Here is a 14,482-nt window from a genome sequence, read left to right on the forward strand (position 1 = left end):
GAATCAACGGAGACCTTCATGACCACTTTCGCCCGCATCGCCGCGACCGCCTCGATGGCGTGCATTGCCGCATTGACCGCCCCAGGCGCCGTCGCGCAGAACGGCTATCCCAACAAGCCGATCCGCGTGATCGTGCCCTTCGCCGCCGGCAGCACCACCGACATCATTGCCCGTGCCATCACCGACAAGATGGGCCAGAGCATGGGGCAGACGCTGGTGGTGGACAACCGCGGCGGCGCCAGCGGCACCATCGGCCAGCAGGCCGTGGCCACGGCCGCGCCGGACGGCTACACGATCATGATCCACTCGTCGTCGCACACGGTGAGCCCGTCGACCTTCGCCAAGCTGCCCTTCGACACTGTGGGCGACTTCGTCGGTGTCACGCCCATCTCCACGCTGCCGAACGCGCTGGTGATCTCGCCATCGAAGAACATCAAGACGCTGAAGGATCTGGTGGCCGCCGCCAAGGCCAAGCCGGGGACCATCAACTTCGCCTCGGCCGGCCAGGGCAGCGCCACGCACCTGAACGCCGAGAAGTTCAAGATGGCCGCCAACATCGATGCGACCAACATCCCGTTCAAGGGCTCGGCCGACGCCGTGACCGAGGTGCTGTCGGGCCGCGTCGACTACTACTTCTCGCCCATCGCGCCGGTCATCGGCCAGATCAAGGAAGGCTCGCTGCTGGCGCTGGCCGTCGGCTCGCCCAAGCGCGCGGCCGCGCTGCCCGACGTGCCGACCACGGCCGAAGCCGGCGTGCCCGGCTCGGAGTTCAACTTCTGGATCGGAATGATGGCGCCGGCGAAGACGCCGCGCGACATCGTCACGCGCCTGCACGACGAAGTCGTGAAGGCCCTCGCCACGCCCGAGGTGAAGGAACGCTTCCTGAAGCTCGGCGCAGACGCGTGGACGCTGCAGCCCGCGCAGTTCGACGCCTACATCAAGGAAGAGATCGGCAGCAACGCCAAGCTGGTGAAGGCCGCCGGCCTGTCGCCCCAGTAAACACCCACCCCAACCCAGCAAGCAGAGAAACCATGGCTACACAACGACTCGGACTCATCATGCACGGCGTCACCGGACGCATGGGCATGAACCAGCATCTGATCCGCTCCATCTGCGCCATCCGCGCGCAAGGCGGCGTCACGCTCTCGAACGGCGACAAGGTCATGCCCGACCCGATCCTGATCGGCCGCAACGCCGAGAAGATGGAAGCGCTGGCCAAGAAGCACGGCATCGCGCGCTGGGGCACCGACCTCGACAAGGCGCTCGAGAACAAGGACGACACGATCTTCTTCGACGCCGGCACCACGCAGATGCGCCCCACCCTGCTGGCCAAGGCCATCCGCGCCGGCAAGCACGTGTACTGCGAGAAGCCGATCGCGACCAACCTCAACGAAGCCGTCGAGATCGCGCGCCTGGCCGAAGGCTCGGGCCTCAAGCACGGCGCCGTGCAGGACAAGCTCTTCCTCCCCGGTCTGCGCAAGCTCGACATGCTGCGCCGCGCCGGCTTCTTCGGCCGCATGCTGAGCGTGCGCCTGGAGTTCGGCTACTGGGTGTTCGAGGGCGACCTGCAACCCATCCAACGTCCGAGCTGGAACTACCGCAAGGAAGATGGCGGCGGGATGATCCTGGACATGATGTGCCACTGGCGCTACGTGCTGGACAACCTCTTCGGTGAAGTCAAGTCGGTGAGCTGCATCGGCGCGACGCACATCCCCAAGCGCTGGGACGAGAACGACCAGCCGTACGAAGCGACCGCCGACGACGCCGCTTACGCGACCTGCGAACTCACCGGTCACAACGGCGAGCCGGTGATCGCGCAGATCAACATGAGCTGGGTCACGCGCGTGCGCCGCGACGACCTCGTCACCTTCCACGTCGACGGCACCGACGGCTCGGCCGTGGCGGGCCTGTCGAGCTGCCGTGCACAGTCGCGCGTGGCCACGCCCCGCCCGGTGTGGAACCCGGACGAGAAGCAGACGATGAACTTCTTCGACCAGTGGCAGGAGATCCCCGATTCGCAGGTCTACGACAACGGCTTCAAGATCCAGTGGGAAGCCTTCATCCGCCACGTGGTCGAGAACGCGCCGTACAAGTGGACGCTGCCCGAAGGCGCGAAGGGCGTGCAGCTGGTCGAGGCCGCGCTCGAATCGTGGAAGGACCGTCGCTGGGTCGACGTGCCCGCGCTGAAGGTCTGAGGAGCGACGCCATGGCACTCACCCTCACCCTGCCGACCTCGAGCGGCGCGCTTTCTCCGTACACGCTGCGCGGCAGCGTGCCGGTGAAGCCGCCTGCCGGCGTCAAGTTCAACCGCATCGCCTACTCGGCCGCGCACGTCGTGGCCGACCCGCTCGCCGTGGTCGACCCGTGGCTGCAGGCCGCCGTCGACTGGGACACCACCATCGCCTACCGCCGCCACCTCTGGTCGCTCGGCCTGGGCGTGGCCGAGGCGATGGACACCGCGCAGCGCGGCATGGGGCTGGACTGGCCGACCTCGCTGGAACTGATCCGCCGATCGCTCGACGCCGCGAAGGATGTGCCGGGCGCGCTGGTTGCTTCCGGCTGCGGCACCGACCACCTGAACCTCGACGACGTGAAGAGCGTCGACGACGTGATCCGCGGCTACGAAGAGCAGATGGCCGCCATCGAGAAGCTCGGCGGCAAGCTGATCGTGATGGCGAGCCGCGCGCTGGCCCGCGTCGCGAAGAGCCCGGCCGACTACGAGCGCGTGTACGACCGCATCCTGTCGCAGGCGAAGCAACCCGTCGTACTGCACTGGCTCGGCGAGATGTTCGACCCGGCGCTTGCGGGCTACTGGGGCACGAGCAACGTCGATGCCGCCATGGACACGGCCGTTGGCATCATCGCGGCGCATCCGGACAAGGTCGACGGCATCAAGATCTCGCTGCTCGACAAGGACAAGGAGATCGCGATGCGCCGCCGCCTGCCCGCGGGCGTGCGGATGTACACGGGCGACGACTTCAACTACGCCGAACTGATCGCGGGGGATGGTCATGGCAGCGAAGTCATGCACGGCCAGAGCGATGCGCTGCTGGGCATCTTCGACGCCATCGCGCCGGCCGCGAGTTCGGCCCTCGGCGAACTCGCGCGGGGCCACGTCGACAAGTTCCACGCCATCCTCGGCCCGACGGTGCCGCTGTCGCGCCACATCTTCGCGGCGCCCACGCGCTTCTACAAGACGGGCGTGGTGTTCATGGCCTGGCTCAACGGCCACCAGAAGCACTTCACGATGGTCGGCGGCCAGCAGAGCACGCGCTCGCTGCAGCACTTCGCGGAACTCTTCCGCCTGGCCGATGCGGCCAGCGTGCTCGAGAAGCCCGAGCTGGCGGTGCAGCGCATGCAGACGCTGCTGTCCATGCACGGCGTCGACGCCTGACCGAATCGACGTTTCAGACAACAAACCGGAGACAAGACCATGAAGAAGAGATTCCTGATAAAGGCCATCGTGCCCGTGATCCTGGCCGCCGTCGCCGGGGTTGTGTCCGCGCAGGCCTGGCCGACCAAGCAGCCGGTGCGCGTCGTCATCCCCTTCCCGCCCGGCGGCACGCTCGACACGGTGGGCCGCCTGCTGGCGCAGAAGCTGGGCGAGCAGACCGGCCAGACCTTCCTCGTCGAGAACCGGCCCGGCGGCAACGGCACCATCGGCGCCGACAACGTGGCCAAGGCGCCGGCCGACGGCTACACGCTGCTGTTCAACGCCTCGACCTTCACGACGGCCCCGATGACGATGAAGTCGGTGCCCTACAGCGTGGTCGCCAACTTCACGCCGGTGGCACTGGTGGCCAAGGCGCCGCTGTCGGTGGCGATCAACAAGAACCTGCCGATCACCGACGTGAAGTCGCTGGTCGCCTACGCCAAGGCGAACCCCGGCAAGATGACCTTCGCGGTCGGCTCGATTGGCTCGGCCGGCCACCTGTCGACCGAACTGCTCAAGCGCGCCGGCAAGCTCGACTACCTGATCGTGCCGTACAAGGGCACGGCGCCTGCGTTCCAGGACCTGATCGGCGGACAGATTGACGGCTTCATCGACCCCATCCTCGGCTCGCTGCAGTACCACAAGAGCGGCATGCTGCGCGTGATCGCCGTGACCTCGAAGGCGCGTGCGGCCAGCCTGCCCGACGTGCCCACGGTGGGAGAAACCATCGATGGCTACGAGTTCTACAGCTGGTACGGCCTGTGGGGCCCGGCCAAGCTGCCGAGCGACATCACGCAGCGCCTGAACGCCGAGGTGAACAAGGCCCTGGCCAGCGCCGACATGCGCGAGAAGCTCACGCCGCAGGGCCTGCTGCTGACGCCAGGCTCGGTAGAGGACTTCGTCAAGTTCCAGCGCGACGACATGGCCGCCTCGCAGAAGATCATCACGGAAGGCAACATCCGTGTCGAGTGAACGGCGGCACGCCGTCGTCACGGGCAGCAGCTCGGGCATCGGCTTGGCCATCGCCCAGCGGTTGCTGGACGACGGCTGGCAGGTCACCGGTTTCGACTTGGCGCCAGCGACGCTCGCGCACGCCGCCTTCACGGCCGTCGCGGTCGACCTGCGCGACGGTGCGGCCACCGCGCAGGCGAGCCGCGCCGCGCTGGACGGCGGCGCCGTCGATGCACTGGTGCATGCGGCCGGCGTGCTGCGCGTGGGGCCGCTCGGCGCGCTCGACGCCGACGCGGGCCGGCTGATGTGGCAGCTGCATGTCGATGCGTTGACGCGCATCGCCGACGTGCTCGTGCCGCGCATGCAGCAGGCGGGCCATGGCCGTGTCGTCGTGGTCGGCAGCCGCGTCGCGCGTGGCATGGCGGGCCGCAGCCAGTACGCGGCGACCAAGGCCGCGCTCGTGGCGCTGGCGCGCAGCTGGGCCGCGGAGGTCGTCGCCAGCGGCGTGACCGTCAACGTCGTCTCGCCCGCCGCCACAGCGACGGCCATGCTCGACGACCCCGCGCGCCAGTCGGCGGCACCGCGCGTACCGCCGCTGGGCCGCCTGATCCAGCCGCAAGAGATCGCTGCGCTGGTGGCCTACCTGCTGTCGCCCGATGCGGCGGCGATCACGGGGCAGGAGATCCAGATCTGCGGTGGGGCCTCGCTGTGACCTCGCCGCTCGGTCCGGATCCCGCCGCACCGGTTGGCCTCGTCGGCCTCGGCCTGGTGGGCAACGCGCTGGCACAACGCCTGGCGACCGCCGGCTTCGAAGTCATGGGCTATGACATCCGCGAGGAAGCGCGTGCGGCGTTCCAGGCCACGCACGGGCGTGTCGCCGCCTCGCCGCGCGCGATCGGCGCCGTCTGCCCGGTCGTCGTGCTCGCCGTGTTCGACACGGCCGGCGCCATCGAGGCCATCGAAGGCCCGGAGGGCCTCATCGCAGGCGGCGCGGTGCGCGCGGTCATCGACTGCTCGACCGGCATCCCCGAGGCCCTCGAAGCCCTCGCACAACGGCTGGGCGCACGCCACATCGACCTCGTCGAAGCGCCGCTGTCGGGTTCGAGCCGCCAGATCGCAGCAGGCGACGCCACGCTGCTGCTGGGCGGCGATGGCGCAGCGATCGACGCGCTGGCGCCCTGGCTGTCGGCGCTGTCGTCCAAGCGCATCCACGTCGGCGGTGCCGGTGCCGGCGCGCGCGCCAAGCTCGCGACGAACCTGGTGCTCGGCCTCAACCGCGCCGCGCTGGCCGAAGGCATGGTGCTCGCCGAATCGATGGGCATCGCGCCGGCGCGTTTTCTCGAACTCGTGCTGGCCACGCCGGCGCGTTCCGACGCCGCGCTGGCCAAGGGCGCGATGATGGTGGCCGAGGACTTCGCGCCGCAGTCGCGCATCCGCCAGCATCTGAAGGACGTCGACCTGATGCTCGACAACGGCCGCCGCAGCGGGCAACGACTGCCGCTGTCCGAAACCCACGCCGCGCTGATGCGCGCCGCCGTTGCTGCAGGTGACGGCGAACTCGACAACGCCGCGATCCTGCGCCAGCTGCGACGCGAGCGGACCCCACCCACCTCCACCGACCCCCATTGAGATTCCGATGCGCGACTTCTCGCAGAACCACGACTGGCTTTCCATCAACACCGCGACGGTGCGCAAGCAACGCGGCGCCGAGGTGCCGCTCGACCGCATCATCGACCAGTGCGCCGAGCGCGGCATCCGCGCGATCAGCCCCTGGCGCGACCAGGTCGCCGCCGTCGGCCTCGACAAGATCGCAAAGCAATTGAAGGCGCACGGCATCGGCCTGTCGGGCTACTGCCGCGGCGGCTTCTTCCCGGCGCCCGATGCGGCCGGCCTGAAGGCCGCGCTCAACGACAACCGCCGCGCCATCGACGAAGCGAAGACTTTGAATGCGCCCTGCCTGGTGCTGGTGGTGGGCGCCCTGCCCGGCGCGCTCGACGGCAAGGCCGCCTACACCGACATCGCCCGCGCCCGCAACGAGGTGCGCGACGGCATCGCGGCATCGCTGGACTACGCGCGCGAGGTCGGCATGCCGCTGGCCATCGAGCCGCTGCACCCGATGCAGGCGGCCGACCGTGCGTGCATCAACACGCTCGAGCACGCCCTGGACATCTGCGATGAGCTCGACGCAGGCAAGACCGGCATGCTCGGCGTGGCACTCGACATCTACCACGTGTGGTGGGACCCGAAGCTGCAGCAGCAGATCGCACGCGCCGGGAAGGAGCGTCTGCTGGCCTACCACGTGTGCGACTGGCTCACGCCGACGCGCGACCTGCTCAGCGACCGCGGGATGATGGGCGACGGCATCGTCGAGCTCCAGAAGATCCGCGGCTGGGTCGAGGCGGCGGGCTTCGACGGCTTCAGCGAAGTGGAGATCTTCTCGATGCTCGACTGGTGGAAGCGCCCTGGCGAGGAAACGCTGGACGTCTGCATCGACAGGCACAAGCGCGCGGTCTGATCGTTCGTCGGACGAGCGCCTGCCCGCACGGCGGGAGCCTGTCTTTTCGCAGGCTGCACTCCGCCCCGGAAACGGACCGGCCCCGGTGAGTCGATGTGCGCCGATCAGACTTTCACGGGGACGTGGAAGTCGATGAACGACCCTGGCTTCTGCGGATCAAAACGGCCATCGTAGAGCTCGAAGTCAGGTCCCTCGATCACCGTCAAGCGCGAGGCCGGAATCAACTCGCCCCAGATCGCGGCCATCGCCTGCTTGATCTGCGGGTGCAGCGCCGTGCCATCGAGTGTGATGCGGAACACGGCATAGGTCGCTGCCGGGATCTCGATCGTCGAGAAGCCTGGCGGCGGCGCGCAGGCGGCCTCGACGCGGACACCTGCCATGTACTGAAAGCAGCCCTCCGTCTTGTCCACATGGGAGACAACGCCGTAGGTGGCCCAGCTTTCGACCTGGCCTGCGATTGGCAGAGCGCCGATCAACGCGGACCACAGGTGTGGAATCTCCGCCTTGGTGGCCTCGTCGAATCGGCGCGCCGGGCCAGCGACGCGGAAAGCGGGCATCGCCACCAGCCCTCGCAGGCAAACGACGGACGTGTTCTGGTCGGTAGGGAGGTTCATAGGATATTGGCCTTCGATGGGTTCGACCGCGAATCCGGTGCGGAACCGGCCCGGGGAGACGCCGAACAGGCGCTTGAACGCCCGCGTGAACGCCTCCTGGGATTCGAATCCGCAGTCGAACGCCAGGTCGACGAGCTTGAGGTTCGGCTCGTCGCAGAGCCGTCGGGCCCCGCGGACGAGTCGGCGGCCGCGCACATGGGCCATCACGCTGCGGCCCATGCGCGCGGTGAACAGCCGTGAGAAGTGATACGGCGACAGGCCGACCCGCGCCGCGACCTGTTCCAGCGTCAACGACCGGTCGAGCTGCTGCTCGATCCAGGCGACGACGCCCGGGAGTGGGTCAAGGACAAGGGGTCGCGTGCTGTTCATGCCTGCATCATGTCAACAGCACGGCGTCGTGTCTTGACCGAATTTGCTGCGCAGACGAAGCGCCGGATCGCGGCGGCCGAGAGGAGCACACGTCGTTGTTCTCTGGCCGCCCCGACCTTGGGGCTGCAAAATTCGCTCCATGCCCATCCCGACCGTCGACGACCTGCGGCGCTATGCCATCGCCCGCACGCTCTTCACACCCACGACGCTGCCGCGCGCCATCCGGCAGCTTGGCTTCGTGCAGGCTGACCCGATCCGTGCACCGGCCCGCGCCCAGGACCTGACCCTGCGTCACCGCGTGAAGGACTACCGCGCCGGCGATCTCGAAGCCCGCTACACACGGCTCGCCATCGAGGAAGACTGCCTCGTCAACTACGGCTTCCTGCCGCGCGAACACCTGGCGTTGATGCATCCGCGCGAGGCCAAGCGTGCCTGGGACGCCGAGACGCAGCGCAGGGCCGCCGACGTGCTCGCCTACGTGCGCGAGCACGGGCCGGTGCATCCGCGCCAGGTCGACGCGCATTTCGCGCACGGCCGCATGCAGAACTACTGGGGCGGCTCGAGCAACGCGAGCACGCACCTGCTCGACGGCCTGCACTACCGCGGCCTGCTTCGCGTGCTGCGGCGCGACAACGGCACGCGTGTGTACGAGGCCGTGACGCATCTTCCTGCGGATGAGAGCCCGGCCGGCCGCGCACGCCGCGCCGCCGCACTGATCGACCTCGTGGTGCGCAAGTACGCGCCGCTGCCGGCCGCCAGCCTGACCTACCTCGTGCGGCTGCTCGGCTACGGCGCGCCGCACCTGTCGGTGCAGACGCAGGCCGCGCTGCGCCTCGCACGCGAAGCGCTGGCCAGCTGCCGCATCGACGGCACGGTCTGGTACTGGCCGGCCGACGAGAACCCCGCCTCGCGCCGCCACGCACCCGACGATGCCATCCGGCTGCTGGCACCCTTCGACCCGGTGGTATGGGACCGCCGGCGCTTCGCGCTGCTCTGGGGCTGGACGTACAAGTTCGAGGCCTACACGCCAGCACCGAAGCGGCAGTTCGGCTACTACGCGTTGCCCATGTTGCAGGATGAACGCGTGCTCGGCTGGGCCAACGTGTCCGCGCGCGCGGGATCGCTGCAGCCGAGCTTCGGCTATGCCGGCAAGAAGCCGACAGGTGCGGCGTTCCGCGCGGCGCTCGACGACGAAATGCAGCGCATGACGCACTTTCTTGCAGGGCGCTGAGCAGCACCTCGATGCGCCCAAGGGTTTTGCCGCAGGGGCGACAGCATGCCTTTCGCAGCGTGCCTAGAATCCACACCGCCCCGGTGCAAGCCGGGGCATGCGTTCTCAGGGCGGGGTGAAATTCCCCACCGGCGGTGACGGCGACTCGTTCGCACAAGCCCGCGAGCGCCTGCGGTGCGTCATGCATCGCAGGGTCAGCAGACCCGGTTGGAATCCGGGGCCGACGGTCACAGTCCGGATGAAAGAGAGCGCGGACCGTCGGCGTGGCCGCGCGCGTTTCGTCGTGCGTGGCCGGCTGCCGGCTTCGTGCGCCCTGATTCAGGAAACCTGCTTTCAAGAGGCACATCGTGAGTCAGATCAACGACCTTCCCCTTTCGGCCATCCCGGCCTCCGAGCCGCAGCGCGTCGCCTTCATCGAAGCGCAATGGCATGCCGACATCGTCCACCAGGCGCGCCACGCCTTCCTCGCGGAGATGGAGCGCCAGGGCTTCGCGCGCGACCGCATCGACGTGATCGCCGTGCCCGGCGCCTTCGAGATCCCGCTGCATGCCAAGCGCCTGGCGCTGTCGGGCCGCTACGCCGCCATCGTCGGCTGCGCGCTGGTGGTCGACGGCGGCATCTACCGCCACGAGTTCGTCGCCAGCACGGTGGTGAGCACGCTGATGTCGCTGCAGCTGGAGACCAATGTGCCGATCCTCTCGGCCGTGCTGACGCCGCACCACTTCCACGAGCATGTGGAGCACCGCAAGTACTTCCACGCGCACTTCGCGGTGAAGGGCACCGAGGCGGCCGACGCCTGCATCAGGACCATCGAAGGCCTGCGCCAGGTCGAGGCGCTGCTGGCCGCCTGAAGAGTCATCCCCGTGGCGCCACCGTGGTGCTGGCCGCGCAGGCCTCTCCTTCGCAACAGTTCTCGGTGAGGTACCCGATCAACGCGCTCATCCGGCCAAAGGCCGCGCGGTAGATCAGGTTTCGCCCGCTGCGCTCCTGCGTGACCATGCCCGAATGCAGCAGTTCCTTGAGGTGGAAGGACAGGCTGGTGCCCGGGACCGCGATGGCGTCGACCAGCGCTCCGGGCGTCATGCCCTCGGGCCCGGCGACCACCAAGGCGCGAAAGACCTGCAGGCGCACCGGCTGTGCCAATGCGGCGAGTGATTTGACGGCGTCGCTGGCTTCCATTATTCAATAATAGTTGGATAATTGAGAATATGCAATCCGCTCACCCCGCCATCACCATCTTCCACAACCCGGCCTGCGGCACCTCGCGCAACGTGCTGGCGCTCATCCGCAACAGCGGCGTCGAGCCCGAAGTCATCGAGTACCTGAAGCAACCGCCCGGCAAGGAGCGCCTGCGTGCACTCGTCGACGCCATGGGCACCGGCGTGCGCAGTCTGCTGCGGCAGAAGGGCACGCCCTACGACGAACTGAAGCTGGACGACGCCACGTGGAGCGACGAACAACTGCTCGACTTCATGGTGCAGCATCCGATCCTGATGAACCGCCCGGTGGTGGTCACGCCGCTGGGCACCCGGCTGTGCCGACCGTCGGAGACGGTGCTCGACATCCTCCCCTCGCCACAGCAGGCCGCCTTCCGCAAGGAGGATGGCCAGCCGGTGATCGGCGAGGACGGTCGCCGTGTGGACTGACGACCTGTCCCTGCCGTCACTCGACGGCGCCCTCTTCGCTTCACCCGACATCGCGCGGCTCTGGCCCCAGGCACGCGCGACGCATGCGCCGCGCATCCTGATGCTCTACGGCTCGATGCGCGAACGCTCCTTCAGTCGCCTCCTCAGCTGGGAAGCGGCGCGGCTGCTGCAGGCGCTGGGCGCCGAGGTGCGCGTGTTCGACCCACGCGGCCTGCCCCTGCCCGACGACGCGCCCGAGACCCACCCGAAGGTGGCCGAGCTGCGCTCGCTCGCCGCCTGGTCCGAAGGCATGGTGTGGACCTCGCCGGAGCGGCACGGCGCCATGACCGGCATCCTGAAGTCGCAGATCGACTGGATCCCGCTCGCCCTGGGCGCGGTGCGGCCGACCCAGGGCAAAACGCTGGCCGTGATGCAGGTCAGCGGCGGCTCGCAGTCCTTCAACGCCGTCAACCAGATGCGGGTGCTCGGCCGGTGGATGCGGATGCTCACCATCCCCAACCAGTCGTCGGTGGCGAAAGCCTTTCTCGAGTTCGACGAGGCCGGCCGCATGCGGCCTTCGGCCTACTACGACCGGGTCGTCGACGTGATGGAAGAGCTGGTCAAGTTCACGCTGCTCACGCGCGACGCCGCGGGCTACCTGGTCGACCGCTACAGCGAGCGCAAGGAGAGCGCCGAGGCGTTGTCGGCGCGGGTGAACCAGCGCGCGATCTGAGGCAGCACCCCGTCAGCGTTGCAGCAGCGTCGGCAGCGAGGACGCCAGCAGCATCACGCCCGACACCGTCAGCAAGCCCAGCACGATCTGGCGGAAGGCCGCGTCGCTGATGCCGACGTAGAGCCGTGCGCCGAGCAGCACCGGCACCAGCACGCAACCGGCGACGATGGCCAGCATCGGCAACATCGCCAGGCCCACGTTGCCGGCGCCCAGGTGCAGGGCGAAGGCGACGGCCAGCATGGCGAGGTTGAAGTTCTGGATGACGGCGCGCTGCGCGTCCTTGTCCATGCGGCGCAGCGTGCACCACAGCGTGGGGATGGCGCCGGCGAAGCCGCCCACGCCACTGCAGACGCCGCCGGCGAGGCCCGCCACCGCATCGGCCACGCGTCCGCCGGCCGTGACGCGCGGCAGGTTGCGCGCCATCAGCATGGCCGGACACCAGACCACCAGCAGCGCGCCCAGGCAGGCCTTGAACACGGCCACATCGAGCCGCGGCAACAGCCACACACCGAGCGGCACGCCGACCAGCCCGCCGAGGACGAAGGGCAGCAGCAGGGGCTTGTCGAAGCTTCGCTTTTGCGAGAAAGCGGCGATGAGCTGCCCGGTCAGCGCACCGAAGGTGGCGAGCACGGCGGCGAGCTTCGGCTCGACCGTCCAGGCCCAGATCGACATCGCGACCAGGCCGAACGCAAAGCCCGACAGGCCCTGCACGAAACCCGCCACGGCCGCACCGAGCGCGACCAGCAGGTAGAGCGAGAGCGGCTCCAAGCGCCGCTCAGGCCGAGGCCGGCACCAGCGCCTCGCGCCGCACCCGGCGCACATTGAAGGCACTGGCGATCAGCACGCCCTGGATCAGTGCCAGCCCGACGATCACCGCCGTGTAGCGGCCGTTGTCCATGAGGCGCCCGAAGACCAGCGGCGCGACCGCCTGCCCGATGTCGAGCCCGGCGTAGACCACGCCGTAGACGCGGCCGGTGGCATTGGCCGGCGTCGACTTCTTCACCAGCAGGTCGCGCGACGGCCCGGCGATGCCCGACGCGAAACCCATCGCGCCGAACAGCACCGGCACCAGCACCGGCGCGAAGTCGGCGAAGGCCAGCACCAGCGCCAGCGCGGCAGCAATGCCGAAGCCCGCACCGACGACTCGCTCGCAGCGCGACGGGTCCGAGGCGAGGAAGCCGCCGACCACCATGCCGGCCGCGCTCGCGACCATGTAGACCGTCAGGCACACCGCGATCAGCGCCACCGGCACGGCGTGCAGATGGCCGGCCGCGGCCGGTGCGAAGGTCTGCACCACGCTGATGACCATCGCGTAGAAAAAGAAGAAGCCGAAGCACATCCACACCGCCGGGATGCGCAGGAAGTCGAACTGGCCCGCGGTCGGCAAATGCGCGTCCTGCCCGGTAGCCTTCTGCACCGTCTTCACGTCGAGCGCGAACACGCTGCGGTACAGCCACAGCACCACCAGCACGGCCAGCGCGAGCGCACCGGCTGCGGCGAGCGCCACGCGCCACGAGGTCGCCAGGGCGATCGGCACCACGAAGGCCGGCGCCAGCGCCCAGCCCAGGCTGCCGGTGATGCCGTGCACGCTGTAGGCATGGCCCAGCCGCGTGGGCGCGACCTTGCGGTTGAAGAGCGTGTAGTCGACCGGGTGGAACACGCCGTTGCCCACGCCCCCGACCACCGCGCTGGCCAGCAGCATCCAGTAGCTCTGCGCCGTCGCGTAGCCGAAGCCGGCCAGCCCGAGCATGCCGAGCCCGACGAACAGTACCGGCCGCGGGCCCAGCTTGTCGACGATGAAGCCCGAGGCCGCCTGCACCAGGCACGAGACGACGAAGAAGACGGTGAGCACCGCGCCCAGCTCGGTGTAGCTGACGTCGAACGCGTCCTTCAGCCAGGGGAACAGCGGCGCCAGGATGAGCTGGCTGAAGTGGCTGATCGCGTGGGCCAGGCCCACCAGGCCGATGAGCTGTGCGTCGGTGCGCAGCGTGTTCTCGGAAGGCGTGCGGGAGGCGGAAGCTGAGGACATGGCGGTGAACGAAGGGAGCGGGCTTCGATCGTAGGCCGGGCAGACGCGGCAGAATGGCGATAGATGGACAACATTTGTCGAAACCATGACAGTTGCTGAAACCAAGACCGATTCCCCCCGCCCCCGGCCCTTGAACGCTCCGCCGGCCACCACGGTGGTGGAGCCGCTCACCCCGCACCTCTACGCGCCCGACGCGGTGCGCCCGCTGCGCGCCAAGGAGCACTTCCTGCAGGCTGACACCTTCGTCGAGCTGCATGTGCATCCGTGGCCCCAGCTCACCTTCTCGACCCGCGGCGTGATCCGGCTGAGCACGCAGGACGGCAGCTACATCGTGCCGCCCTCACGCGCGCTGTGGGTGCCGGCGGACGTGCCGCACAGCATCACGCTGATCGAGGACGCCGAGCTGCGCACGGTGTACGTCCACAGCTGGCTGGCCCCACCCTGGGAGCGCTGCGAGGTGCTGGAGATCAGCCCGCTGATGCGCGCGCTGATGCTGGCGCTCGACACCACGCCCGACGGCCGGGCGCCGGCCGACCCGCAGGCGCCGCACCGCGAACGGATGATCGCGCCGCTGCTGATCGACGAGATCGAGCGCGCCACGCAGATCCGCATCGACGTGCCGCTGCCGGCCGACAAGCGCCTGCGCCAGCTGTGCGAGACGCTGCTGCGCAACCCGGCGGATCGGGCCACGCTGGCCGAGCGCGCCACCGCCATCGGCGCCAGCGAGCGCACCGTGGCGCGCCTGTTCCACCACCAGCTGGGCATGAACTGGCAGCAATGGCGACAGCAGGCCGTGATGGCGCACGCCCTGCCGCTGCTGGCACGCGGCATGGCGGTGAGCCAGGTCGCCACGGCCTGTGGCTACGCCACCGACAGCGCCTTCTGCGCGATGTTCAAGACGGCCACCGGGCGCTCGCCCACCGCCTTCCAGCACAAGAAGCCCAGATAATCCTGCGGTGCATCCCGAACTCTTCTGCGCGCC

The 14,482-nt window shown here is 69.0% G+C and carries 16 protein-coding genes and 1 riboswitch; of the genes, 12 read left to right on the top strand and 4 right to left on the bottom strand.

What is annotated here, in order from left to right; all coding sequences use genetic code 11:
- The first annotated feature begins 18 nt into the window (after positions 1 to 18).
- From QTH86_RS09880 to QTH86_RS09910, 7 genes are read left to right on the top strand one after another with little or no spacing between them, the layout of a single operon-like run.
- Positions 19 to 999: a tripartite tricarboxylate transporter substrate binding protein gene (locus QTH86_RS09880; protein WP_286644859.1), complete on the top strand. Its 981-nt coding sequence runs from the start codon at positions 19 to 21 to the stop codon at positions 997 to 999.
- A 32-nt stretch (positions 1,000 to 1,031) separates the two neighbouring features.
- A complete protein-coding gene (locus QTH86_RS09885) occupies positions 1,032 to 2,195 on the top strand; it encodes a Gfo/Idh/MocA family protein (RefSeq protein ID WP_286644858.1) in 1,164 nt (387 codons plus the stop codon).
- An 11-nt stretch (positions 2,196 to 2,206) separates the two neighbouring features.
- Complete coding sequence (locus QTH86_RS09890) at positions 2,207 to 3,394, top strand: dihydrodipicolinate synthase family protein (RefSeq protein ID WP_286644857.1); 1,188 nt, start codon at positions 2,207 to 2,209, stop codon at positions 3,392 to 3,394.
- A gap of 39 nt (positions 3,395 to 3,433) precedes the next feature.
- Positions 3,434 to 4,405, top strand: a complete 972-nt coding sequence (locus QTH86_RS09895) for a Bug family tripartite tricarboxylate transporter substrate binding protein (protein WP_286644856.1) — start codon at positions 3,434 to 3,436, stop codon at positions 4,403 to 4,405.
- Positions 4,395 to 5,096 carry an SDR family NAD(P)-dependent oxidoreductase gene (locus QTH86_RS09900; RefSeq protein ID WP_286644855.1) on the top strand — a complete coding sequence of 234 codons (702 nt, stop codon included), beginning with the start codon at positions 4,395 to 4,397 and terminating at the stop codon, positions 5,094 to 5,096. Before QTH86_RS09895 ends, QTH86_RS09900 begins: the two co-directional genes overlap by 11 nt.
- Positions 5,093 to 6,013 (top strand): NAD(P)-dependent oxidoreductase, encoded by a 921-nt coding sequence (locus QTH86_RS09905; RefSeq protein WP_286644854.1) that lies wholly within the window; start codon positions 5,093 to 5,095, stop codon positions 6,011 to 6,013. The genes QTH86_RS09900 and QTH86_RS09905 overlap by 4 nt, the downstream gene beginning before the upstream one ends.
- 7 nt (positions 6,014 to 6,020) lie before the next feature.
- On the top strand, positions 6,021 to 6,899 hold the full coding sequence (locus QTH86_RS09910; RefSeq protein WP_286644853.1) for a sugar phosphate isomerase/epimerase family protein: 879 nt from the start codon (positions 6,021 to 6,023) through the stop codon (positions 6,897 to 6,899).
- Positions 6,900 to 7,003: 104 nt separating this feature from the next.
- Here the strand turns inward: QTH86_RS09910 and QTH86_RS09915 are convergent, their stop codons facing one another.
- The gene (locus tag QTH86_RS09915) at positions 7,004 to 7,882 is read right to left on the bottom strand and encodes an AraC family transcriptional regulator (RefSeq protein WP_286644852.1); all 879 of its coding nucleotides are present in this window, start codon (positions 7,880 to 7,882) and stop codon (positions 7,004 to 7,006) included.
- Positions 7,883 to 8,021: 139 nt separating this feature from the next.
- Here QTH86_RS09915 and QTH86_RS09920 point away from each other — a divergent pair, with 139 nt between their 5' ends.
- Positions 8,022 to 9,113: a DNA glycosylase AlkZ-like family protein gene (locus QTH86_RS09920; protein ID WP_286644851.1), complete on the top strand. Its 1,092-nt coding sequence runs from the start codon at positions 8,022 to 8,024 to the stop codon at positions 9,111 to 9,113.
- A gap of 97 nt (positions 9,114 to 9,210) precedes the next feature.
- Positions 9,211 to 9,367: riboswitch (FMN riboswitch) on the top strand.
- A gap of 93 nt (positions 9,368 to 9,460) precedes the next feature.
- The gene (locus tag QTH86_RS09925; protein WP_286644850.1) at positions 9,461 to 9,964 is read left to right on the top strand and encodes a 6,7-dimethyl-8-ribityllumazine synthase; all 504 of its coding nucleotides are present in this window, start codon (positions 9,461 to 9,463) and stop codon (positions 9,962 to 9,964) included.
- A 4-nt stretch (positions 9,965 to 9,968) separates the two neighbouring features.
- Here QTH86_RS09925 and QTH86_RS09930 read toward each other — a convergent pair whose 3' ends face one another.
- Positions 9,969 to 10,292, bottom strand: coding sequence for an ArsR/SmtB family transcription factor (locus QTH86_RS09930; protein WP_286644849.1), 324 nt, complete (start codon positions 10,290 to 10,292; stop codon positions 9,969 to 9,971).
- Between the two features lie 29 nt (positions 10,293 to 10,321).
- Between QTH86_RS09930 and arsC the strand changes: the two genes are divergently transcribed.
- Positions 10,322 to 10,759, top strand: a complete 438-nt coding sequence (gene arsC / locus QTH86_RS09935; RefSeq protein WP_286644848.1) for an arsenate reductase (glutaredoxin) — start codon at positions 10,322 to 10,324, stop codon at positions 10,757 to 10,759.
- Positions 10,749 to 11,471 (top strand): arsenical resistance protein ArsH, encoded by a 723-nt coding sequence (gene arsH, locus QTH86_RS09940; protein WP_286644847.1) that lies wholly within the window; start codon positions 10,749 to 10,751, stop codon positions 11,469 to 11,471. Before arsC ends, arsH begins: the two co-directional genes overlap by 11 nt.
- Before the next feature lie 12 nt (positions 11,472 to 11,483).
- Here arsH and QTH86_RS09945 read toward each other — a convergent pair whose 3' ends face one another.
- The gene (locus tag QTH86_RS09945) at positions 11,484 to 12,239 is read right to left on the bottom strand and encodes a sulfite exporter TauE/SafE family protein (RefSeq protein WP_286644846.1); all 756 of its coding nucleotides are present in this window, start codon (positions 12,237 to 12,239) and stop codon (positions 11,484 to 11,486) included.
- 7 nt (positions 12,240 to 12,246) lie between these two features.
- A complete protein-coding gene (locus QTH86_RS09950; protein ID WP_286644845.1) occupies positions 12,247 to 13,500 on the bottom strand; it encodes an MFS transporter in 1,254 nt (417 codons plus the stop codon).
- A 130-nt stretch (positions 13,501 to 13,630) separates the two neighbouring features.
- Between QTH86_RS09950 and QTH86_RS09955 the strand changes: the two genes are divergently transcribed.
- Positions 13,631 to 14,449 carry an AraC family transcriptional regulator gene (locus tag QTH86_RS09955; RefSeq protein WP_286644844.1) on the top strand — a complete coding sequence of 273 codons (819 nt, stop codon included), beginning with the start codon at positions 13,631 to 13,633 and terminating at the stop codon, positions 14,447 to 14,449.
- The last annotated feature ends 33 nt before the right edge of the window (positions 14,450 to 14,482 follow it).

The organism is Variovorax sp. J2L1-78 (genome assembly GCF_030317205.1).
GTDB classification, from domain to species: Bacteria; Pseudomonadota; Gammaproteobacteria; order Burkholderiales; family Burkholderiaceae_C; genus Variovorax; species Variovorax arabinosiphilus.

What these genes read in the sequence shown, in the direction of transcription:
- QTH86_RS09910 (WP_286644853.1), top strand. Translation starts at nt 6,021, where the DNA reads ATGCGCGACTTCTCGCAGAACCACGACTGGCTTTCCATCAACACCGCG.
- QTH86_RS09895 (WP_286644856.1), top strand. Translation starts at nt 3,434, where the DNA reads ATGAAGAAGAGATTCCTGATAAAGGCCATCGTGCCCGTGATCCTGGCC.
- QTH86_RS09915 (WP_286644852.1), bottom strand. Translation starts at nt 7,882, where the DNA reads ATGAACAGCACGCGACCCCTTGTCCTTGACCCACTCCCGGGCGTCGTC.
- QTH86_RS09930 (WP_286644849.1), bottom strand. Translation starts at nt 10,292, where the DNA reads ATGGAAGCCAGCGACGCCGTCAAATCACTCGCCGCATTGGCACAGCCG.
- arsC (WP_286644848.1), top strand. Translation starts at nt 10,322, where the DNA reads ATGCAATCCGCTCACCCCGCCATCACCATCTTCCACAACCCGGCCTGC.
- QTH86_RS09920 (WP_286644851.1), top strand. Translation starts at nt 8,022, where the DNA reads ATGCCCATCCCGACCGTCGACGACCTGCGGCGCTATGCCATCGCCCGC.
- QTH86_RS09950 (WP_286644845.1), bottom strand. Translation starts at nt 13,500, where the DNA reads ATGTCCTCAGCTTCCGCCTCCCGCACGCCTTCCGAGAACACGCTGCGC.
- QTH86_RS09880 (WP_286644859.1), top strand. Translation starts at nt 19, where the DNA reads ATGACCACTTTCGCCCGCATCGCCGCGACCGCCTCGATGGCGTGCATT.
- QTH86_RS09885 (WP_286644858.1), top strand. Translation starts at nt 1,032, where the DNA reads ATGGCTACACAACGACTCGGACTCATCATGCACGGCGTCACCGGACGC.
- QTH86_RS09890 (WP_286644857.1), top strand. Translation starts at nt 2,207, where the DNA reads ATGGCACTCACCCTCACCCTGCCGACCTCGAGCGGCGCGCTTTCTCCG.